This window comes from Chelatococcus reniformis (assembly GCF_014640075.1).
Lineage (GTDB): Bacteria > Pseudomonadota > Alphaproteobacteria > Rhizobiales > Beijerinckiaceae > Camelimonas > Camelimonas reniformis.
In genome coordinates this window covers 319,794-338,606 of the sequence record NZ_BMGG01000004.1, presented here as the reverse complement: position 1 = coordinate 338,606, position 18,813 = coordinate 319,794, and the positions used below count along the sequence as shown (strand labels likewise).

At 68.4% G+C, this 18,813-nt stretch carries 15 protein-coding genes; 8 read left to right on the top strand and 7 right to left on the bottom strand.

Annotation, left to right across the window (positions count from 1 at the left end; all coding sequences use genetic code 11):
- Positions 1–15: 15 nt before the first annotated feature.
- Both typA and IEW34_RS12630 read left to right on the top strand, forming a co-directional pair.
- Entirely contained in the window at positions 16–1,839 is a 1,824-nt protein-coding gene (typA, locus tag IEW34_RS12635) for a translational GTPase TypA (RefSeq protein WP_188609541.1), read from the top strand.
- 135 nt (positions 1,840–1,974) lie between these two features.
- Complete coding sequence (locus IEW34_RS12630; protein ID WP_188609540.1) at positions 1,975–3,201, top strand: ABC transporter substrate-binding protein; 1,227 nt, start codon at positions 1,975–1,977, stop codon at positions 3,199–3,201.
- 158 nt (positions 3,202–3,359) lie between these two features.
- Here the strand turns inward: IEW34_RS12630 and cysK are convergent, their stop codons facing one another.
- From cysK to ubiE, 6 genes are all read right to left on the bottom strand, one after another.
- Positions 3,360–4,343 carry a cysteine synthase A gene (gene cysK / locus IEW34_RS12625; protein WP_188609539.1) on the bottom strand — a complete coding sequence of 328 codons (984 nt, stop codon included), beginning with the start codon at positions 4,341–4,343 and terminating at the stop codon, positions 3,360–3,362.
- Positions 4,344–4,455: 112 nt separating this feature from the next.
- Positions 4,456–4,908 carry an RrF2 family transcriptional regulator gene (locus IEW34_RS12620; RefSeq protein ID WP_188609538.1) on the bottom strand — a complete coding sequence of 151 codons (453 nt, stop codon included), beginning with the start codon at positions 4,906–4,908 and terminating at the stop codon, positions 4,456–4,458.
- Between the two features lie 145 nt (positions 4,909–5,053).
- Complete coding sequence (gene dut / locus IEW34_RS12615) at positions 5,054–5,515, bottom strand: dUTP diphosphatase (RefSeq protein ID WP_188609537.1); 462 nt, start codon at positions 5,513–5,515, stop codon at positions 5,054–5,056.
- Between the two features lie 10 nt (positions 5,516–5,525).
- Positions 5,526–6,833: a phosphopantothenoylcysteine decarboxylase domain-containing protein gene (locus IEW34_RS12610; protein WP_244641948.1), complete on the bottom strand. Its 1,308-nt coding sequence runs from the start codon at positions 6,831–6,833 to the stop codon at positions 5,526–5,528.
- 161 nt (positions 6,834–6,994) lie between these two features.
- A complete protein-coding gene (gene ubiB, locus IEW34_RS12605) occupies positions 6,995–8,575 on the bottom strand; it encodes a 2-polyprenylphenol 6-hydroxylase (RefSeq protein ID WP_188609535.1) in 1,581 nt (526 codons plus the stop codon).
- 65 nt (positions 8,576–8,640) lie between these two features.
- Positions 8,641–9,420 (bottom strand): bifunctional demethylmenaquinone methyltransferase/2-methoxy-6-polyprenyl-1,4-benzoquinol methylase UbiE, encoded by a 780-nt coding sequence (gene ubiE / locus IEW34_RS12600; protein ID WP_188609534.1) that lies wholly within the window; start codon positions 9,418–9,420, stop codon positions 8,641–8,643.
- A gap of 107 nt (positions 9,421–9,527) precedes the next feature.
- On the opposite strand from ubiE, the gene mutM reads away from it, so the two are divergent.
- The 4 genes from mutM (at position 9,528) to dnaA (ending at position 14,742) form a co-directional block, all read left to right on the top strand.
- Positions 9,528–10,427, top strand: a complete 900-nt coding sequence (mutM, locus tag IEW34_RS12595; RefSeq protein WP_188609533.1) for a bifunctional DNA-formamidopyrimidine glycosylase/DNA-(apurinic or apyrimidinic site) lyase — start codon at positions 9,528–9,530, stop codon at positions 10,425–10,427.
- 108 nt (positions 10,428–10,535) lie between these two features.
- Positions 10,536–11,309 carry an enoyl-CoA hydratase gene (locus tag IEW34_RS12590; protein WP_188609532.1) on the top strand — a complete coding sequence of 258 codons (774 nt, stop codon included), beginning with the start codon at positions 10,536–10,538 and terminating at the stop codon, positions 11,307–11,309.
- A gap of 299 nt (positions 11,310–11,608) precedes the next feature.
- Complete coding sequence (gene rpsT / locus IEW34_RS12585) at positions 11,609–11,875, top strand: 30S ribosomal protein S20 (protein ID WP_188609531.1); 267 nt, start codon at positions 11,609–11,611, stop codon at positions 11,873–11,875.
- Between the two features lie 1,370 nt (positions 11,876–13,245).
- A complete protein-coding gene (dnaA, locus tag IEW34_RS12580) occupies positions 13,246–14,742 on the top strand; it encodes a chromosomal replication initiator protein DnaA (protein WP_188609530.1) in 1,497 nt (498 codons plus the stop codon).
- Positions 14,743–14,857: 115 nt separating this feature from the next.
- Here the strand turns inward: dnaA and IEW34_RS12575 are convergent, their stop codons facing one another.
- Positions 14,858–16,024 (bottom strand): M20 aminoacylase family protein, encoded by a 1,167-nt coding sequence (locus IEW34_RS12575; RefSeq protein ID WP_188609529.1) that lies wholly within the window; start codon positions 16,022–16,024, stop codon positions 14,858–14,860.
- 366 nt (positions 16,025–16,390) lie between these two features.
- Between IEW34_RS12575 and dnaN the strand changes: the two genes are divergently transcribed.
- Positions 16,391–17,509 (top strand): DNA polymerase III subunit beta, encoded by a 1,119-nt coding sequence (dnaN, locus tag IEW34_RS12570; protein ID WP_188609528.1) that lies wholly within the window; start codon positions 16,391–16,393, stop codon positions 17,507–17,509.
- Positions 17,510–17,597: 88 nt separating this feature from the next.
- Complete coding sequence (recF, locus tag IEW34_RS12565) at positions 17,598–18,749, top strand: DNA replication/repair protein RecF (protein WP_188609527.1); 1,152 nt, start codon at positions 17,598–17,600, stop codon at positions 18,747–18,749.
- Positions 18,750–18,813: the final 64 nt, after the last annotated feature.

Here is an 18,813-nt window from a genome sequence, read left to right as displayed (position 1 = left end):
CTTTCAGGTCCGGTTATGAAGCTCCGCAACATCGCGATCATCGCGCACGTCGACCACGGCAAGACCACGCTCGTCGACAAGCTCCTGCAGCAGTCCGGGTCCTTCCGCGAGAACCAGCGCGTCGCCGAGCGCGTCATGGATTCCAACGACCTGGAGAAGGAGCGCGGCATCACCATCCTGGCCAAGGCCACGTCGGTGGTCTGGAAGGACACGCGCATCAACATCGTCGACACGCCCGGCCACGCCGACTTCGGCGGCGAGGTGGAGCGCATCCTGTCCATGGTCGACGGCGCCATCGTGCTCGTCGATGCGGCCGAAGGCCCGATGCCGCAGACCAAGTTCGTGGTCGGCAAGGCGCTGAAGATCGGCCTCCGGCCGATCGTCGCCATCAACAAGGTGGACCGGCCCGACGGTCGCCCGAGCGAAGTGATCAACGAGGTGTTCGACCTCTTCGCCGCGCTCGACGCCACCGACGATCAGCTCGACTTCCCGATCCTCTACGGCTCGGGCCGCGATGGCTGGATGGCGCTGTCGCCGGAGGGGCCCAAGGACGAGGGCCTGGCGCCGCTGTTCGACCTGGTGCTGCAGCACGTGCCGGAAGCGCAGGTCGACACCGCGCCCTTCCGCATGCTGGGCACGCTGCTCGAGGCCAACCCCTTCCTCGGCCGCATCATCACCGGCCGCATCGCCTCGGGCACGGTCAAGCCCAACCAGTCCATCAAGGTCATCAACCGCGAGGGCAAGCTGGTCGAGACCGGGCGCGTCAGCAAGATCCTCGCCTTCCGCGGCATCGAGCGCCAGCCGATCGACCTGGGCGAGGCCGGTGATATCGTCTCCATTGCCGGCCTCGTGGAAGGCTCGGTGGCGGACACCTTTTGCGACCCGTCGGTCGACACGCCGATCCAGGCTCAGCCGATCGATCCGCCGACCGTCACCATGTCGTTCATCGTCAACGACAGCCCGCTCGCCGGCACCGAGGGCGACAAGGTGACGAGCCGCATGATCCGCGATCGCCTGTTCAAGGAGGCGGAGGGCAACGTCACGCTGAAGATCGAGGAATCGTCCGACAAGGACAGCTTCTACGTCTCGGGACGCGGCGAGCTGCAGCTTGCCATCCTGATCGAGACCATGCGCCGCGAGGGCTTCGAGATCGCCGTGTCGCGGCCCCGCGTGGTGTTCTCGCAAGGGCCCGGCGGTGAAGTGCTGGAGCCGATCGAAGAGGTCGTCGTCGACGTCGACGAGGAATATGCCGGCACCGTGGTGCAGAAGATGTCCGAGCGCCGGGCCGAAATGATCGAGATGAAGCCGTCGGGCGGCAACCGCCAGCGGCTCGTCTTCCATGCCCCGACACGCGGCCTCATCGGCTACCAGTCCGAACTGCTGACCGACACGCGCGGCACCGCGATCATGAACCGGCTGTTCCACAGCTACCAGGACCACAAGGGCGAAATCCCCGGCCGCACCAACGGCGTGCTGATCGCCAACGAGGCGGGCGAAGCGGTGGCCTACGCCCTGTGGAACCTGGAGGACCGCGGCCCGATGATCATCGACGCCGGCGTCAAGGTGTACCAGGGCATGCTGGTCGGCATCCACACCCGCGACAACGACCTGGAGGTCAACGTCCTCAAGGGCAAGAAGCTCACCAACATCCGCACCACCTCGAAGGACGAGGCGGTGAAGCTGACGCCGCCGATCCGCATGACGCTGGAACGGTCGCTGGCCTGGATCCAGGACGACGAACTGGTCGAGGTGACGCCCAAGTCGATCCGCCTGCGCAAGCGCTACCTCGACCCCAACGAGCGCAAGCGCCAGGAACGCGCGAAGGAAGCGGCAGCCTGAGAGCGCCTAGCCTGATCCTATAGTCGAAGAGCCATGAAATTTCCGCGGCGGGGCATTCCCTCGCTGCGGATTTTTGCATAGCCTTCCCCAAAATGACGCGGCCAAAGCATCGCGTCACATCCGGGAGGACGATGCATGAGTTCTTTGAGGTCGACGGCCATACTGGCGCTCGCGTTCGGTGCAGCCCTCGCAAGTCCGGCGCTGGCGCAGAAAACATACGACACCGGCGCGACCGATACCGAGATCAAGATCGGGCAGACCATTCCGCTGAGCGGCCCGGCCTCCGCTTACGGTGGCATCGGCCGCGTCCAGGCGGCCTATATCCGGATGATCAACGACCAGGGCGGCATCAACGGCCGCAAGATCAACCTGATCCAGTACGACGACGCCTACAATCCGCCCAAGACGGTGGAGCAGGTACGCAGGCTCGTCGAAAGCGATGAGGTGCTCGCCACCTTCCAAATCATCGGTACGCCACCCAACGCCGCGGTGCAGAAGTATCTCAACGACAAAAAGGTCCCGCAGTTGCTCGCCTCGACCGGAGCGACGCGCTTCACCGATCCGAAGAACTTTCCGTGGACGATCGCCTTCAATCCGAATTACCAGTCGGAAGCGCACATCTACGCGAAATACATTCTCACCAATTTCCCCAACGGCAAGATCGCGATCCTCTTTCAGAACGACGACCTCGGCAAGGACTACGTCAAAGGCCTCAAGGACGCGCTCGGGCCAAGGGCGAACATGATCGTCGCCGAAGCGTCCTATGAGCTGTCCGACCCCACGGTCGACGCGCAGATGGTGAAGCTGAAGGCATCGGGAGCCGATGTCTTCTTCAACGTCACCACGCCGAAGTTCGGTGCGCAGTCGATCCGCAAGGCCGCCGAACTGGGCTGGAAGCCGGCACTGCACATCCTCGACATCAACGCCACGCCCGTCAGCCAGACGCTGGTGCCGGCGGGGCTCGAGAACGCCAAGGACATCGTCTCGGTCAACTACGGCAAGGACCCGCTGGACCCGCAATGGACAGATGACGCGGGCATGAAGAAGTACAAGGCATTCATGGCCAAATGGGCGCCGAACGAGGACGCCGACAGCGGCATCGCCACCTACGGCTATTCTACCGCCGCGCTGCTCGTGCAGATCCTGCAGCAGGCGGGCGACAACCTCACGCGCGCCAACATCATGAAGCAGGCGACGAGCATCAAGGACTACGCCGCCGATCTGGCGCTACCCGGCATGACGGTCTCGACCACGCCCGACGATTGGCGCATCAACAAGCAGTTCCAGATGATGAAGTTCGACGGAAAGCGTTGGGTCCTGTTCGGACCGGTCGTCACCGACGACTTCAAGATGACGAACTGAGGGCTGATCCGTCGCGGCCGGGCTTCGTCCGGCCACCCCTCGGGGGGGCGGATCAAGCCCGCCGGAGCTGAGCCGTCCTCGCGACTTCACCTCGAAAGGATGCATGGCCGGGTCAAGCCCGGCCATGTCGCGTGAGACGGCGGGCGATGGCCCCTGCCTCACAGGCCCTCGAACAGCGGCGTCGACAGATAACGCTCGGCGAAGGAGGGGATGATGATGACGATCGACTTGCCTGCCGCGTCCGGTCGCTGGGCGATCTCCAAGGCCGCGGCGATGGCCGCGCCCGATGAGATGCCCGCCGGAATGCCTTCCACCCGGGCCAGCAGCCGCGCGCTGTCGAACGCCGTCTGGTTGCCCACGGTGATGACTTCATCGATGATCGAGCGGTCGAGGATCTCCGGCACGAAGCCGGCCCCGATGCCCTGAATCTTGTGCGGGCCCGGCTGGCCACCGGAAAGCACCGGGCTGTCCTCGGGCTCCACGGCGACCATCTTCACCTGCGGCCGGCGCTGCTTGAGCACCTGACCGACCCCGGTGATCGTGCCGCCGGTGCCGACGCCGGAAACGACAAAATCGACCTCGCCATGCGTGTCGTTCCAGATCTCCTCGGCCGTCGTGCTGCGATGAATGGCCGGATTGGCTGGATTGGCGAACTGCTGGGGGATGATCGAGCCGGGGATCGAGGCATTCAGCTCCTGCGCGCGGGCAATGGCGCCGCGCATGCCCTGGGCACCGGGGGTGAGCTCCAGCTGGGCGCCGAGCAGAAGCAGCATCTTGCGCCGCTCGATCGACATGGTCTCCGGCATCACCAGGATGAGCCGATAGCCGCGCGCCGCGGCGACGAAGGCGAGCGCAATGCCGGTGTTGCCCGACGTCGGCTCGATCAGCGTCGAACCGGGCTTGATGAGCCCTTGCGCTTCGAGCGACTCGATCATGCTGACGCCGATGCGGTCCTTGACGCTGGCGATCGGATTGAAGAACTCGAGCTTGGCGAGCAAGTTCGCCTTGATGCCCTTGTCCCGGGCCAGACGGCTCAGGCGCACGAGCGGCGTGTCGCCGATCGTGTCGGTGATCGAATCGTAGACCCGGCCTCGTCCGGCCCTTTGCACGCCGCCGTCGGCCTTCCCCGTTGGTTCCGCCATTTCGCTCTCTCCTGGACGCCGCCGCCGACCCGTGTCGGCGAACGGCGATCGACTGCCACGCCGGCGGCCGCCTTATGACGAACACTACCGTGCAATTTTATCGATCAACACGCTAGATTGTGAAATCGGCCGCAGCCTGCACGTCGCCGAACACGGTTCGCGTGTCGGCCGCCCGGCAGAGATCCTCCACCGTGACCTCGTCGAGCTTGCCGAGGAAGGCCTCGGCCGCCGCCTTGACCGCAGGATCGATGACCGTCTCGACCAGCCGGGACGCCGGCGCGGGCGGCAGCGGCTCGTCTTCACTCGCCGCCATGACGGCGCGCACGATGTCGCCTGCGGAGATCCGCCGGCGCTCCCGCGCCAGCTCGTAGCCGCCGCGCGGGCCGCGCACGCCCTTCAGGATGCCGGCGCGGACGAGCGTTTGCAGCACCGTCTCGAGGTGGCGCGGCGGCAGCTGGTGGCGCCCGGCGAGGAGCTTGGCCGCGACAGGCATGGGCCGGGCGTGGATTGCCACGTCGACCACGGCCGCGATGGCAAGCACGCTGCGCCGCGACAATAACATCATGGACCCGTGTCTCCGCCTCTGCCCGGACCGGACGTTCCGGCGCGGGCGCCCGATCAGGGCCTGTTCCGCGCGCCTCTGCCAAATACCATCATAATGGGCTCGTTGCCGAAATTACACCCGGCGAAGACGGTGATAAGCCAGATCCTCAGCTTACGCCTGTGGAGCCGAAGCCGCCGACCCCGCGCGCCGTTCGATCGAGGTCCTCGACCTCGACGATCGATGCCTGCGGCGCCGGCGCCACGACCGCCTGAGCAATCCGGTCTCCGCGGCGGATCGGGAACGGGTGCTCCCCCAGGTTGACGAGGCAAACCGAAAGGGCGCCGCGGTAGTCGCTGTCGATGGTGCCTGGGCTGTTCAGCACGGTCACCCCGTGACGGACCGCCAGGCCCGAGCGAGGCCTGATCTGCAACTCGAATCCCGCAGGGACCGCCACGGCGAAACCGGTCGGCACCAGCAGCCTCGCCCCCGGTGCGAGGCGGATCGCCGGCTCCTCCGGCACCGCGGCACGCAGATCGAAACCCGCCGCGCCGTCCGTCGCATAGGCAGGAAGCGGCAGGCCAGCCGCCTCGGGCAGCCTGCGAAAGCGGAGCAAGGGGGGGTGGGTCATCGTCTCGCGCCTATGGGCGGAGCGCGGTGGCGATGCGGGCGACCAGGCGACGGGCGACCTCGTCCTTGTCGAGCGTGGGCCAGTCGTCGACGCCCGTCGCCGTCACGAGATGCACCGTGTTGGAGAGGCCGCCCATGATGCCGGTCTCGGGCGAGACGTCGTTGGCGACGATCCAGTCGCACCCCTTGCGGGCGAGCTTGGCCTTGGCGTGCTCGATCACGTGCTCCGTCTCAGCGGCGAAGCCGACGACCAGTCCCGGCCGACCCTTCGTCATTCGCGACACGTGCGCGAGGATGTCCGGGTTCTCGACCAGCGTGAGCGTGGGGGCGGCGGTGCCCTGCTTCTTGATCTTCTCCTCGGCCGCGTCGGCCACACGCCAGTCGGCCACGGCGGCCGTGAAGACGGCGGCGTCGGCGGGCAGCGCCACCTCCACCGCCTCGAGCATCTCGCGGGCGCTCTCGACGTGCACCACGTGCACGCCCGGCGGATCGGGCTGGGCCACCGGGCCCGACACCAGCGTGACGTAGGCGCCGGCCTCGGCAGCGGCGCGGGCGATGGCGTGGCCCTGCCGGCCCGAGGAGCGGTTGGCGATATAGCGCACCGGGTCAATCGGCTCGTGCGTCGGGCCGGAGGTCACCAGCACCCGCCGCCCCACCAGCGGCCGGGCCGGCTCCAGCCGCCCCACCGCCTCGCCCATCCCCGGCGCGGCCCCCGTTGGCGCCCTCTGATAGATGACATTGTGATAGGGCACCTGCGAGACGCCGGGCGTCTCGGGCAGCAGGGCTGCCTCGATGGCGGCGACGATCTCCAGCGGCTCGGCCATGCGCCCGGCGCCGGATTCGCCTCGCTCCGCCATGGAGCCAACGTTGGGGCCGACGAACAGCACGCCATCGGCGGCAAGGCGCTCGGCGTTGCGCTGGGTCGCCGGGTGCTGCCACATGCGCGGGTTCATCGCCGGCGCGACCAGGACCGGCTTATCGGTGGCGAGCAGGGCATTGCTCGCCAGGTCGTTGGCAACGCCGTTGGCGAGCTTGGCCAGCAGGTCGGCGGTCGCCGGCGCCACCACCAGAAGGTCCGCCTGGCGCGACAGGGCGATGTGGCCGATATCCGCCTCGTCGGTAAGCGAGAACAGGTCGGTGAAGACCTTCTCCTGCGACAGTGAGGCGGCCGATAGCGGCGTCACGAACTCCTGCGCCGCCGCGGTCATGACGCAACGCACCGAAGCGCCGCGCTCCTTCAGGCGGCGGATCAGGTCGAGCGCCTTGTAGGCGGCTATGCCGCCGCCGATGATCAGCAGAATGCGTCGCCCGACCAGCACCGATCGTCCTCCCCGAAGGTCCTGCCTGTTAGAGCATCGGCCCCGTGGCCGGAAACCGGTCTTGGCACCGGGTCGATGCGATAACAAAGAGATAGAGCGGCAACTGCGATACCATCGCAGCGCCTCTTGCGCCATCGCGCGCCGCCGCGCCAATACCCATGCTAGCGCGAGCCGAACATCATCCACCCCGCAAGCAGGATGACGATCAGCCACAGGGCAAGCGCGCTCCACCGCGCCCGGCGTGCTTCGGCCCGGCCGATGCGGTCGGTGGTGTCGGCATCCAGCGCGAAGCCGGTGGTGGCCGCCTCCTCCAGCCTGTCGAGCACGCGTTCGGCGCGGCCCAGCGTCTCGGGCAGCGCCGCCACCCGCGCCGCCAGGCCCGCGAGGCCCCGCCCCGCCTCCTCCAGGCGCCCCACCGGCCCAAGATTGCGGGTGATCCACTCGCGCACCACCGGGTCGGCGGTCGACCACATGTCGAGGTGCGGATCCAGCGTGCGGCCGACGCCCTCGACCACCACCATGGTCTTCTGCAGCATGACCAGTTCGGTCCGCGTCTTCATGGCGAAGAGGGCTGTGACCTCGAACAGCAGGGTCAGCACCCGCGCCATGGAGATCTCGTCGGCGCGGCGATTGTGGATCGGCTCGCCGATGGCGCGGAGCGCCTGGGCGAAATCGGCGACGCTGTGCTCTGCCGGCACATAGCCCGCTTCGAAATGCACCTCGGCCACGCGCATGTAGTCGCGGCTGATGAAGCCGTAGAGGATCTCCGCCAGGAAGCGGCGCTCCTTGAAGCCGAGCCGGCCCATGATGCCGAAATCGACCGCCACCAGCCGACCGTCGCCGTCGACGAACAGGTTGCCCGGATGCATGTCGGCGTGGAAGAAGCCGTCGCGCAGCGCGTGGCGCAGAAAGGATTGGATGATCGCCCGCGCCAGGGCCACCCGGTCATGGCCCGCCGCGGCCACGGCGCCGAGGTCGGTAAGCTTGACGCCGTCGATCCATTCGCTGGTCATCACGTCGCGCTCGGTGAGGCTCCACTCGACGCGCGGCACGCGGAAATCGGGATCGCCCTTGGTGTTCTCGGCCAGCTCCGACAGCGCCGCCGCCTCGAGCCGCAGGTCCATCTCGATGGTCACCGAGCGCGCCAGCGTCTCCACGACCTCCAGCGGCCGCAGCCGCCGGGTGCTGGGCACCAGCCGTTCGACGGCGCGCGCCGCGTAGCGCATGGCACCCAGGTCGCGCTGGAAGCGGGCTCGCACACCGGGTCGCAGCACCTTGACGGCGACGAGATCGCCGTTGGGCAGGCCGACCGGGCGCGCCTTGTGCACCTGCGCGATCGAAGCGGCACCGACCGGCCCGCTGAAGTCGGCGAAGATCTGCTCGAACGGGCGGCCGAAGGATTGGGCGATGATCGCCTCGGCCTGGGCCTGCGGGAACGGCGCCATGCGGTCCTGCAAGGTCTCAAGCTCGCGGGCGATGCGCACCCCGACCACGTCGGGCCGCGTCGCCATGAACTGGCCGAGCTTCACCCAAGACGGCCCGAGCCGGGTGAGGCCCGCGGCCACGCGGCCGCTGCCGCGGTCGGCACCCGCTCCCCGTCGCTCGATGAGACGCGCGCAGCGCAGGCCGATGCGCGCCACCGGCGGCAGCGCGCCGGCGTCGATCGCCGCGAGCGCGCCCTCGCGCGCCAGCACCAGCCCGACGCCGAGCAGCCGCACGCCGTAGATCAGCTCGCTCAGCACGAGCAGCTCATCTGCATGAGCATGTTCTCACCGTGGAGCCGGCGTTCCCTGTCGGGTCCATGCGCTCAGATTTTCCAGGCCGAATGCAGGGCGACGATGCCGCCGGTCATCGATCGCGCCGTCACGCGGCCAAAGCCGGCGCCCTCGATCATGCGGGTGAACAATGACGCGTTAGGGAAGCGGCGGATCGATTCCACCAGATAGCGGTAGGGCTCGGCCTCTCCGGTGACCAGGCGTCCGAGCGCCGGAATGACATGGAAGGAATAGGCATCGTAGACGCGGTCGAGGCCGGGCAGGTCCACGTGTGAAAACTCCAGGCACAGGAAGCGCCCGCCGCGCCGCAACACGCGGAAGGCCTCGGCCAGCGCCACCTCCAGCCGCGGCACGTTGCGAATGCCGAAGGCGATCGTATACGCATCGAACGAGCCCTCCGGGAAGGGCAGCGCTTCCGCGTTGGCCTGCACGAAGTCGATGCGTTCGCCGAAGCGGCCGCCTGCCCGCTCCCGTCCCACCGTCAGCATCTCGCCGTTGATGTCGAGCACCGTCACCCGGGTGCGTTGGCCCCCGGCCGCCAGCGTGCGGAAGGCCACATCGCCGGTGCCGCCGGCCACGTCGAGTACCCGCAGCGCGCGATGCGGCGACGGCGCCAGGGCGGCGACCATGTCGGCCTTCCAGGCCCGGTGCAGCCCCCCCGACATCAGGTCGTTCATGATGTCGTAGCGCCGGGCCACCTTGTGGAAAACGTCGTCCACCAGCGTCTGCTTCGCGTCGAGGTCGACGCTGGAGAAGCCGAAGTGCGTCCGGCCCCCGCTGGCTGCATCGTGGGCTTGGCGATTGGCGGTCATGCGCTCGTTCCTTCCGGCGCGGACCATAGCGAAGCCTGGCGCAAGCCGCTATGTGTCATGCGGGCCGCCATGACCACCCCCGGCGGCTGTGGACAGACATCGCCCCTGTGCCCGAGCTTCCCGAAGTCGAAACCGTCCGCCGCGGCCTCGAGCCGGCGCTGGTCGGCGCGCACATCGACCGCGTCGTCCTGAACCGCAAGGATCTTCGCTTCCCCTTTCCGGAGCGCTTCGTCGCGCGCCTGGAGGGGCAGGAGGTGATCGCGCTCGGACGGCGCGCCAAGTACCTGCTGGCCGACCTCGCAGGCGGCGAGGTGCTCGCCATGCACCTCGGCATGACCGGCCGCTTCACCATCATCAAGCCGGTTTGCGCCGGCCCGGACGGGGGCCTCACCGAGCCGGGCGGCTTCTATTACACGGCAGCGACCCGGGGCGCCCACGATCACGTCTGCTTCGAACTCTCGACGGGCCACCGCATCGTCTACAACGACGCGCGCCGCTTCGGCTTCATGGTGCTGTTGGCGCGTAGCGAACTCGACTCCCACCCGCTGTTCAGGGGCCTCGGAGTCGAGCCGCTCGGCAACGAGCTCGACGGCGCCCTGCTCGCCCGCCTGTTCGCCGGCAAGGCGGCGCCGCTGAAGGCCGCGTTGCTGGACCAGCGACTGGTCGCGGGCCTGGGCAACATCTACGTGAGCGAGGCCCTGCACCGGGCCGGGCTTTCGCCGCAGCGGGCGGCGGGCACCCTGGCCGGTCGCACGGGCAAGCCCACCCGAGGCGCGGACCGGCTGGCCGGCGCCATCCGCGATGTGCTCGCCGAAGCGGTGGCGGCCGGCGGTTCCACCCTGCGCGACTACCGCCAGACGGACGGCGCGCTCGGCTATTTCCAGCACCGCTTCCGCGTCTACGACCGTGAGGGCGAGCCCTGCCCGACGCCGGCGTGCCGCGGCGTCATCGCCCGCAGCGTGCAGTCGGGGCGCTCCACCTTTCATTGCGCCGTCTGCCAGCGCTAGAACCGGAGCGGGGTCAAGGTCCGCAATCGCCTTTGGCCAAACGCCCATGGACGGGCCGACACCAGTGATCTAGTCGGTCACCCCAATCAGGAGAGGAAGGATCATTCGATGGCCTATGAGACCATTCTCGTCGAGACGCGCGGCAAGGTCGGGGCGATCACGCTCAATCGGCCGAAGGCGCTCAACGCGCTCAATGCCCAGCTCATGACTGAGCTCAACCAGGCCCTGGACGCCTTCGATAGCGACGCCACGATCGGCTGCATCCTGATCACCGGCTCCGATCGCGCCTTCGCCGCAGGCGCCGACATCAAGGAGATGGAGGAGAAGACCTATCCGGCGACCTACCTGGAGGACTTCTTCGTCACCGGCGACCGCATCGCCGCTCGCCGCAAGCCCATGGTCGCCGCGGTCGCCGGCTTCGCCCTCGGGGGCGGCTGCGAGCTCGCCATGATGTGCGACATCATCATCGCGGCCGACACGGCCAAGTTCGGCCAGCCCGAGATCAAGCTGGGCGTCATGCCCGGCATCGGCGGCACGCAGCGCCTGACCCGGGCGGTCGGCAAGGCCAAGGCGATGGATCTCTGCCTGACCGGCCGCATGATGGGAGCTGAGGAAGCCGAGCGCTCCGGCCTGGTCGCCCGCGTGGTACCCGCCGACAAGCTGCTGGAGGAGGCCTTCGCGGCGGCCGAGGCGATCGCCTCGATGTCCCTGCCGATCCTGATGATGACGAAGGAGAGCGTGAACCGCGCCTTCGAGACGTCCCTCTCGGAGGGCGTGCGCTTCGAGCGCCGTGTCTTCCATGCGATGTTCGCGACGGCCGATCAGAAGGAGGGCATGTCCGCCTTCGTCGCCAAGCGTCCGCCGGACTTCAAGAACGCCTGAACGCGGAAGCGCCGGCCGGTGACGCGAGGCGCGGGCGCGGACACATCCGTGCCTCCTCGTCGCCGTCTCCTTTGGCGGGGCCGTACGGCCGATGGCCGATCGGCCAACCCGCCGCGCCCGGCCATGCTGGCCGCGCTGCAGTTTATGTCACTAAAGAATTGACGACATCGGCGATCGCACCTATAAGCCACCAACCCGGACGGCCTTCGCGCCGTCCGATTTCTTTTCAACAGCTCGATGCCCCGCGTGCCGGACGATAACGCCGGCGGCAGCATCTGCAACCGAACGAGGACGGCGCGATGGCCAACACATCGTCGGCCAAAAAGGCGGCCCGCAAGATCGTGACCCGCACGGCGGTGAACAAGAACCGTCGCAGCCGCATGCGTACCTTCCTGCGGAAGGTCGAAGAGGCCATTGCTGCGGGCGATCAGGCGGTCGCCGCGGCCGCGCTGCGGGCGGCGGAGCCCGAGCTGATGCGCGCTGCGCAGAAGGGCGTGGTCCACAAGAACACCGCCTCCCGCAAAGTGTCGCGGCTGGCCCATCGCGTGAAGGTGCTCGGCGCCTGACGCCAAGCACCCCCCGGCCCGGCGGCGCGGGCGCCGCGGCGCCCGCCGATCGCCCACCCCCGCACCTTCTCCCGCGTCGACCTGTTCGTGATCCGGTCCGCCGCCGTAAGGCTTGGCGCCTCGACTGGGATGGGGCCCCGGCTCAGTTCTCCCCTGCCGCCGCCGCTCTAGGGCATTTTTCGCGCTTCTTTCCGATCGGGCGGTTCCGCCCCGATGGGAGCACGCTCAGGCGGCCGGCGCCGCGGCGCTGCCCGTATTGACGGCAACGGATCGGTCGGCTCTGCCGGCAGATCACCCCCTCCCTCCGCACATGTCTCGGCGGCCCGCCCCCTCCAGGGGCGAGCATTTCGCGTTCGCGCCGCCGCGGATCGGACGCAGAGAAGCCCGGCGGGTCAACGGGTTGAACATGTCTCGGAGCCGTTGAGCGTGCCGCCGGCGTGCCTCTTCAGGTCAATGTCACGGAGCCCTGGCGGCGTGCAGCCAATCCCCGTTGTCCCACAAATCCACATCACGGCCCACGGTCTGCGCATACCGGGGTTCGGGTCACTTGCCTCATTCCCCGGGCAGCCGAACGCCCAGCGATGGACTCGATGGATAAAGTTCATAGGTGCCGGCCTACAGCACCGGCGCAGCCTGGCCGGCGAGCACCGGGGGGCGCGGCCTGCTGCAGGCGCGAGGCGCTGTCAAGCCGAGGCAAAACAAGTCTTTTTAACCCTTGACAACGATTACATGGCAATCCGGTGACGCCGCTCGCCACTGGTCCCGTTTCGCGCAGTCAAAGCCGCGAGAAAACAGATGGTTAGGGGGCAAAGCGCTGCGGAGGCACCGAATCGCGGCAGAAGCGGCGAACGGATCCAGACGCGTTCGGAACGATTCCGCCGCCGAAACAACGGCAGGCGGACCCTGTCGTCCACAACGAAACACTTGGCCGGGCAACGGCTTGCGCGCGCCGCTGCGGCGAGGGCGCGAGCCGCCCCGATCCACCGGGACGGCGCGGATGGAGGTCGGGGGACATTCCTGTTGCGGGGCTCGGACCCCCCATGTAATGTCACTTCACTTCGGGCGACACCGAGGCTTCCACCAAATATTTTGGTCGTTGAATGCCTCATGTGGGGGAGATTTACCTGTGTCCAGCGACTATAAAGAGCACGTTCATTCAGCGTACTCTAACGTCGATGGCTATTTGATTTCGTACTGCTAAGTCAGACGAGCCACAGGTTCCAATTACACTCCCCGAATATCGCTGCCTTACTTGAGTTGGCTTTTGTCGGCATCGGCCGACGAAAACCCATGCACAAAACCATGCGGCGCCGTCTCACTGGCTTGAGCGGGCGAGGCGAACAGCCGTGCAAACAACGGAGTGCAAGGAGATGTATAAGGGCGATATCAGCAGCGCAGCCCACACTGCTAGCGTTCGCGAGCGCGCGGATGATGCTGCCGAATCGTCGGACCGAAAGCCCGGCGAGGCTTGGTCGATTGTCCGCCGCCGGTTGCGTGCGGAACTGGGTGAGGATGTCTTTTCCAGCTGGTTCGGCCGGCTGGAGCTGCAGACGGTCAACGACGGCGTGGCGCACCTGACGGTGCCGACGCGCTTTCTGAAGAGCTGGATCGAGGCGAACTACCTGGACCGGGTGCGTGCAGTCTTCCAGACCGAGTTCAACGACGTCGCCCGCATCACTGTGGCGGTGCGCTCGGCCGCCGGCAGCACCGCCGCGCGCTGCGCCGAGCCATCGGTCCGGCCCGTTCAGATGACCCCGGCGCGTCCCAGCGGCGCGGAACCGGCCGCGCCCGCGGCACCGACGGCACGGGAGCAGCGGATGGACGATCTCGTCGGCAACCCGCTCGACTCACGGCTGACCTTCGCGCAGTTCATCGTCGGGCGCTCGAATGCGCTTGCGCATGCTGCCGCCGAACGCATCGCCGGCCACGAGGGTGGGGTTCCGCTCTATAGTCCGTTCTTCCTCCACGCCGGCGTCGGCCTGGGCAAGACCCACCTGCTGCAGGCGATCTCGCGCGAGATGGAGCAGCGCGGCCGCCGCGTCATCTATCTCACGGCCGACCGCTTCATGTATGGCTTCGTCTCGGCGTTGAAGGCGCAGACGGCGCTGGCGTTCAAGGAGAAGCTGCGCGGCATCGACCTCCTGGTGCTCGACGACGTCCAGTTCATCCAGGGGCGCTCCATTCAGCAGGAATTCGGGCACACGGTGAATGCGCTGATCGATGCCGGACGTCAGATCGTCGTCGCCGCGGACCGGCCGCCGAGTGATCTGGAGGCGCTGGACGAGCGCGTGCGCTCGCGGCTAGCCGGCGGCCTGGTGGTCGAGATGGGCGCGCTCGACGAGGGCCTGCGCGCCCGCATCCTGGACGCGCGCATCACGGCCGTGCGGAGCACGAATCCGTCGTTCAGCGTCGGGCCCGAGGTGGTCCAGTACGTCGCCTCGGCCATCGCCACCAATGGCCGCGATCTCGACGGCGCGGTGAACCGCCTGCTCGCCCACACGACGCTGACCGGTGGGACGATCACGATCGAGACCGCCGAGGGCGCGATCCGCGATCTGGTGCGCACCCGCGAGCCCAAACGCGTCAAGATCGAGGACATCCAGAAGCTGGTCGCCACCCGGTACAATGTGTCCCGCTCGGACATCCTGTCGGAACGGCGCACGGCGGCCGTGGTCAAGCCCCGCCAGATCGCCATGTACCTGTCGAAGCAGTTGACTCTGCGCTCGCTGCCCGAGATCGGACGGCGCTTCGGCGGCCGCGATCACACCACGGTGCTGCATGCGGTGCGCAAGATCGAAAAGGCAGTCGGCGAGGATCGCTCGCTGTCCGAAGAGGTCGAGCTACTGAAGCGCATGCTCCTCGACTGAGGGAGCGAGACGCCAAGACCAGGCTTGACCCGACCCGGCCTTGGCTTTTTCGGGCGCACGAACCCTGAGCGCAAGCGTCACCGGGTCAGACCTCCCCGTCCGACCGGGGCATGCCCTACGCCCCGGCGCTCGCCCGCTGCTCGGCGATCCGCGCCAGCAGCGCGGCCCCGAGCGGCAGGATGCCGTCATCGAAGACGAAGGCTGGGTTGTGCAGCGGCGCCGACACATTGCCGGACAGCCAGACATAGGCGCCCGGCACCTGGCGCAGCATGTCGGCGAAATCCTCGCTGCCCATCTTCGGCGTCTCGTTGCGGTTGACCATGTCGGCGCCGAACAGGTCGGTCGCCACGTCGGCCGCCACGTCGCTCTGCGTATCGCGGTTGTCGAGCACCGTGAAAATGTTGCGGATGCTGACCTTGGCCTCGGCCCCGTGGCTCGCCGCGACGTGGGTGGCCAGCGCGGTGATGCGGGCGCGGATGAGCTCGAACACGCCGTCGTCGAAGGCGCGCACCGTCCCGCCGAGATGAGCCCGCTCGGGGATGACGTTATAGGCCGAGCCGGCATGGAATTGGGTGACCGACACCACAGCCGGCTGATGCGGATCGACGTTGCGGCTGACGATCGTCTGCATCGCCTGGACCAGCTCGGCGCCGATGGTGACCGGATCGATGCCCAGGCTCGGCATGGCGCCGTGCGAGCCTTTGCCGATGATCTCGATGTCGAAGAAATCTGCACCGGCCATCGCCGGCCCCTTGCAGATGCCGACCTTGCCGCGCGGGCCGACCGGCGCGTTGTGCAGGCCGTAGATCTCGTCGCAGGGGAAGCGGTCGAACAGGCCGTCGGCGAGCATGGCGCGGGCGCCGCCGAGCCCCTCCTCTGCCGGTTGGAAGATGAAATTGATCGTGCCATCGAAGGCGCGTGTCTCGGCCAGGTAGCGGGCCGCGCCCAGGAGCATGGTGGTGTGGCCGTCATGGCCGCAGCCGTGGAACTTGCCCGGGATCGTCGAGGCGAAGGGAAGCCCGGTCTCTTCCTGCATCGGCAGCGCATCCATGTCGGCTCTGAGGCCGATGCGGCGGGCGTTGCCGCCGGTCCCGCGCAGCACGCCGACGACGCCGGTACCGCCGACGCTACGGTGCACCTCCACGCCCCAGCTGGTCAGCTTTTCGGCCACCAGGGCCGACGTCTGCACCTCCTCGAAGCCGATTTCGGGATGAGCATGGATGGTGTGGCGGATGGACACCAGTTCATCCTCGAAGGACTTGATGCGGTCGAGCACGCTCATCATCGTTCCCTTGGGTGGTGCCCGGAGCACGCTCCAGACGCAGAAGGTTACCGCCCGTCGATACGACGGGCCGAGCGATCGGGGTCGTGGTCCGGCACGCGCCCCGCCATTGCGGATGGGAGCGGGCGGCGCGATGATGCCTCTGCGGCCGCCGGCTTGTCGAGACGTCATTGTGGGCGATTGCCCAGCGGCGCAGCCGCTTCCAGGATCGGCGGACGCCTGCCGGGCCTTGCGCGCGCGCGGGCGAAACGCCATTGTCGCCTCCCCGTGCAGGCAAGGCGCCGGCCCTCGGCGCCCCACCCACATGCACGCTCGCCTTCAGCTTGGCGCGGCTTGCGCCCTCCAAGAACGTCAACGGGTTCGGTCATGAAAGTCACTGTCGAGAGGACAGCTCTGCTCAGGGCCCTCGGCCATGTCCACCGCGTCGTCGAGCGGCGCAACACGATCCCGATCCTGTCCAACGTTCTGGTGCGGCTGGGCGAGGGGACGCTCAATCTGAAGGCGACGGACCTCGATCTCGAGGTTACCGAGACGCTTCCGGCCGACGTCGCCAGCGGCGGCGCGACGACCGTGCCGGCCTACGTGCTCTACGACATCGTCCGCAAGCTGCCGGACGGCGCGCAGGTCTCCCTCGAGGCGACCGGCGACACCGGCCAGATGCTGATCCGGGCGGGCCGCTCCCGCTTCTCGTTGCAGGCCCTGGCGGAGGGCGACTTCCCGGACCTGGCGGCCGGCGACCTGCCGCACCGCTTCGCGCTGCCCGCCGCGGAGCTGAAGCGCCTCATCGACAAGACGCAGTTCGCCATCTCGACCGAGGAGACGCGCTACTACCTGAACGGCATCTACCTGCATACGCTGACCAGCGACGGCGGCACCATGCTGCGAGCGGTCGCCACAGACGGCCATCGCCTGGCCCGCGTCGAGATCCCGGCACCGGCGGGCGCCGACGGCATGCCCGGCATCATCGTCCCGCGCAAGGCGGTCGCCGAGATCCAGAAGTTGCTCGACGGCCACGACGGCGACGTCACGGTGGAGCTGTCGGCGATCAAGATCAGGCTCTCGATCGGGTCCGTGGTGCTGACTTCCAAGCTGATCGACGGCACGTTTCCGGACTATCAGCGTGTCATTCCGGCCGGCAACGACAAGATCCTCATCGTCGACCAGAAGGAGTTCACCGACGCCGTCGACCGCGTGTCGACGATCTCGTCGGAGCGCGGCCGGGCGGTGAAGCTGGCCCTGATCGACGGACGTCTGACGCTCTCGGTCACCAACCCCGATTCGGGGAGCGCCACCGAGGAGATCGACGTGGACTACGATGCGCCCTCGCTGGATATCGGCTTCAACGCGCGCTACCTGCTGGACATCACCGGCCAGCTCGACGGCGATACAGCCCTGTTCAAGCTCGCCGACCCTGGATCGCCCACCGTGATCCAGGATCGCGAGGGGGCGCAGGCGCTCTACGTGCTGATGCCGATGCGGGTCTGACGCCCCACCGGGGCGCCACCTGCTCCTCGGGCTTATCGGCCGCTGCGCGGCCGTGCCTCGCGATGGAGCGGGCCAGCGCCCGCCGCCCATGGACATGAGTGCCGCCCGCCCCCGCGTCGCCCGCCTGATGCTGCAGCAATTCCGCAGCTATCCCGGGCTCGACCTTGCCATCGACGCACCCCTCGTGGCGCTGACCGGGGAGAATGGCGCCGGCAAGACCAACCTGCTCGAGGCCCTCTCCCTGTTCTCGCCCGGCCGCGGCCTGCGGCGGGCCGATCTCGCCGACATGAGCCGCATCGGCAGCGGCGGCGGCTTCGCGGTGTCGCTCACGCTGGATGAGCCGAGCGGGGGCACGCGGCTGGGCACCGGCATCGAGCCGCGAGGGCCGGGCGAAGGCGCCCAGCGACGCTGCCGCATCGACGGCGAGCCGGTGCCGACCCCCGCCGCCTTTGCCGACCGTCTGCGTCTCGTCTGGCTGACGCCCGCCCTGGACGGCCTGTTCGCCGGCTCGCCCGGCGATCGGCGCCGCTTCCTCGATCGCCTGGTGCTGGCGGTCGATGCCGGCCACGGCGCCCGGGCCAACGCCTTCGAGCGGGCCCTGCGCAGCCGCAACCGTCTGCTCGAGGAGGACCGGCCCAACGCCGCCTGGCTCGATGCGGTCGAACGGGAGGTTGCCGAGCTCGGCGTCGCGATCGCCTCGGCCCGCCGTGAGGCCGCCGACCGCCTCGCCGTGCTCACCGCCGAGCGCAACGAAGCGTCGACGCCGTTCCCGTGGGCCGCGCTCACGCTGGACGGCGAGATCGAGGCGATGGTGGCCGACCGCCCGGCGCTCGACGTGGAGGACCATTACCGCCGTTTGCTGCGCGACGGCCGGGCTCGCGACCGGGCGGCAGGCCGCACCCTCGCCGGCCCGCAGACAACCGATCTGGCGGTCCGCCACGGCCCCAAGGACACGCCGGCGAGCCTCTGCTCCACCGGCGAGCAGAAGGCGCTGCTGATCGGCATCGTGTTGGCACACGCCCGGCTGGTGGCCGCCATGAGCGGCATCGCGCCGCTCGTGCTGCTCGACGAGATCGCGGCTCACCTCGATCCCCGCCGGCGCCAGGCGCTCTACGACGCCCTCGCCGCCCTGGGCTCGCAGGTGTGGATGACCGGGGCGGATCCTGCCCTCTTCGGCGAGTTGCCCGCCACCGCCGCGATCCTTCGGGTCACGCCCGGGCGCGTCAGCTCCGGCGCATAGAGCGTTTTCGAGCGAAGTGGACGCCGGTTCGCGTGAAGAAAACGCGACAAAACAATCAGATAGA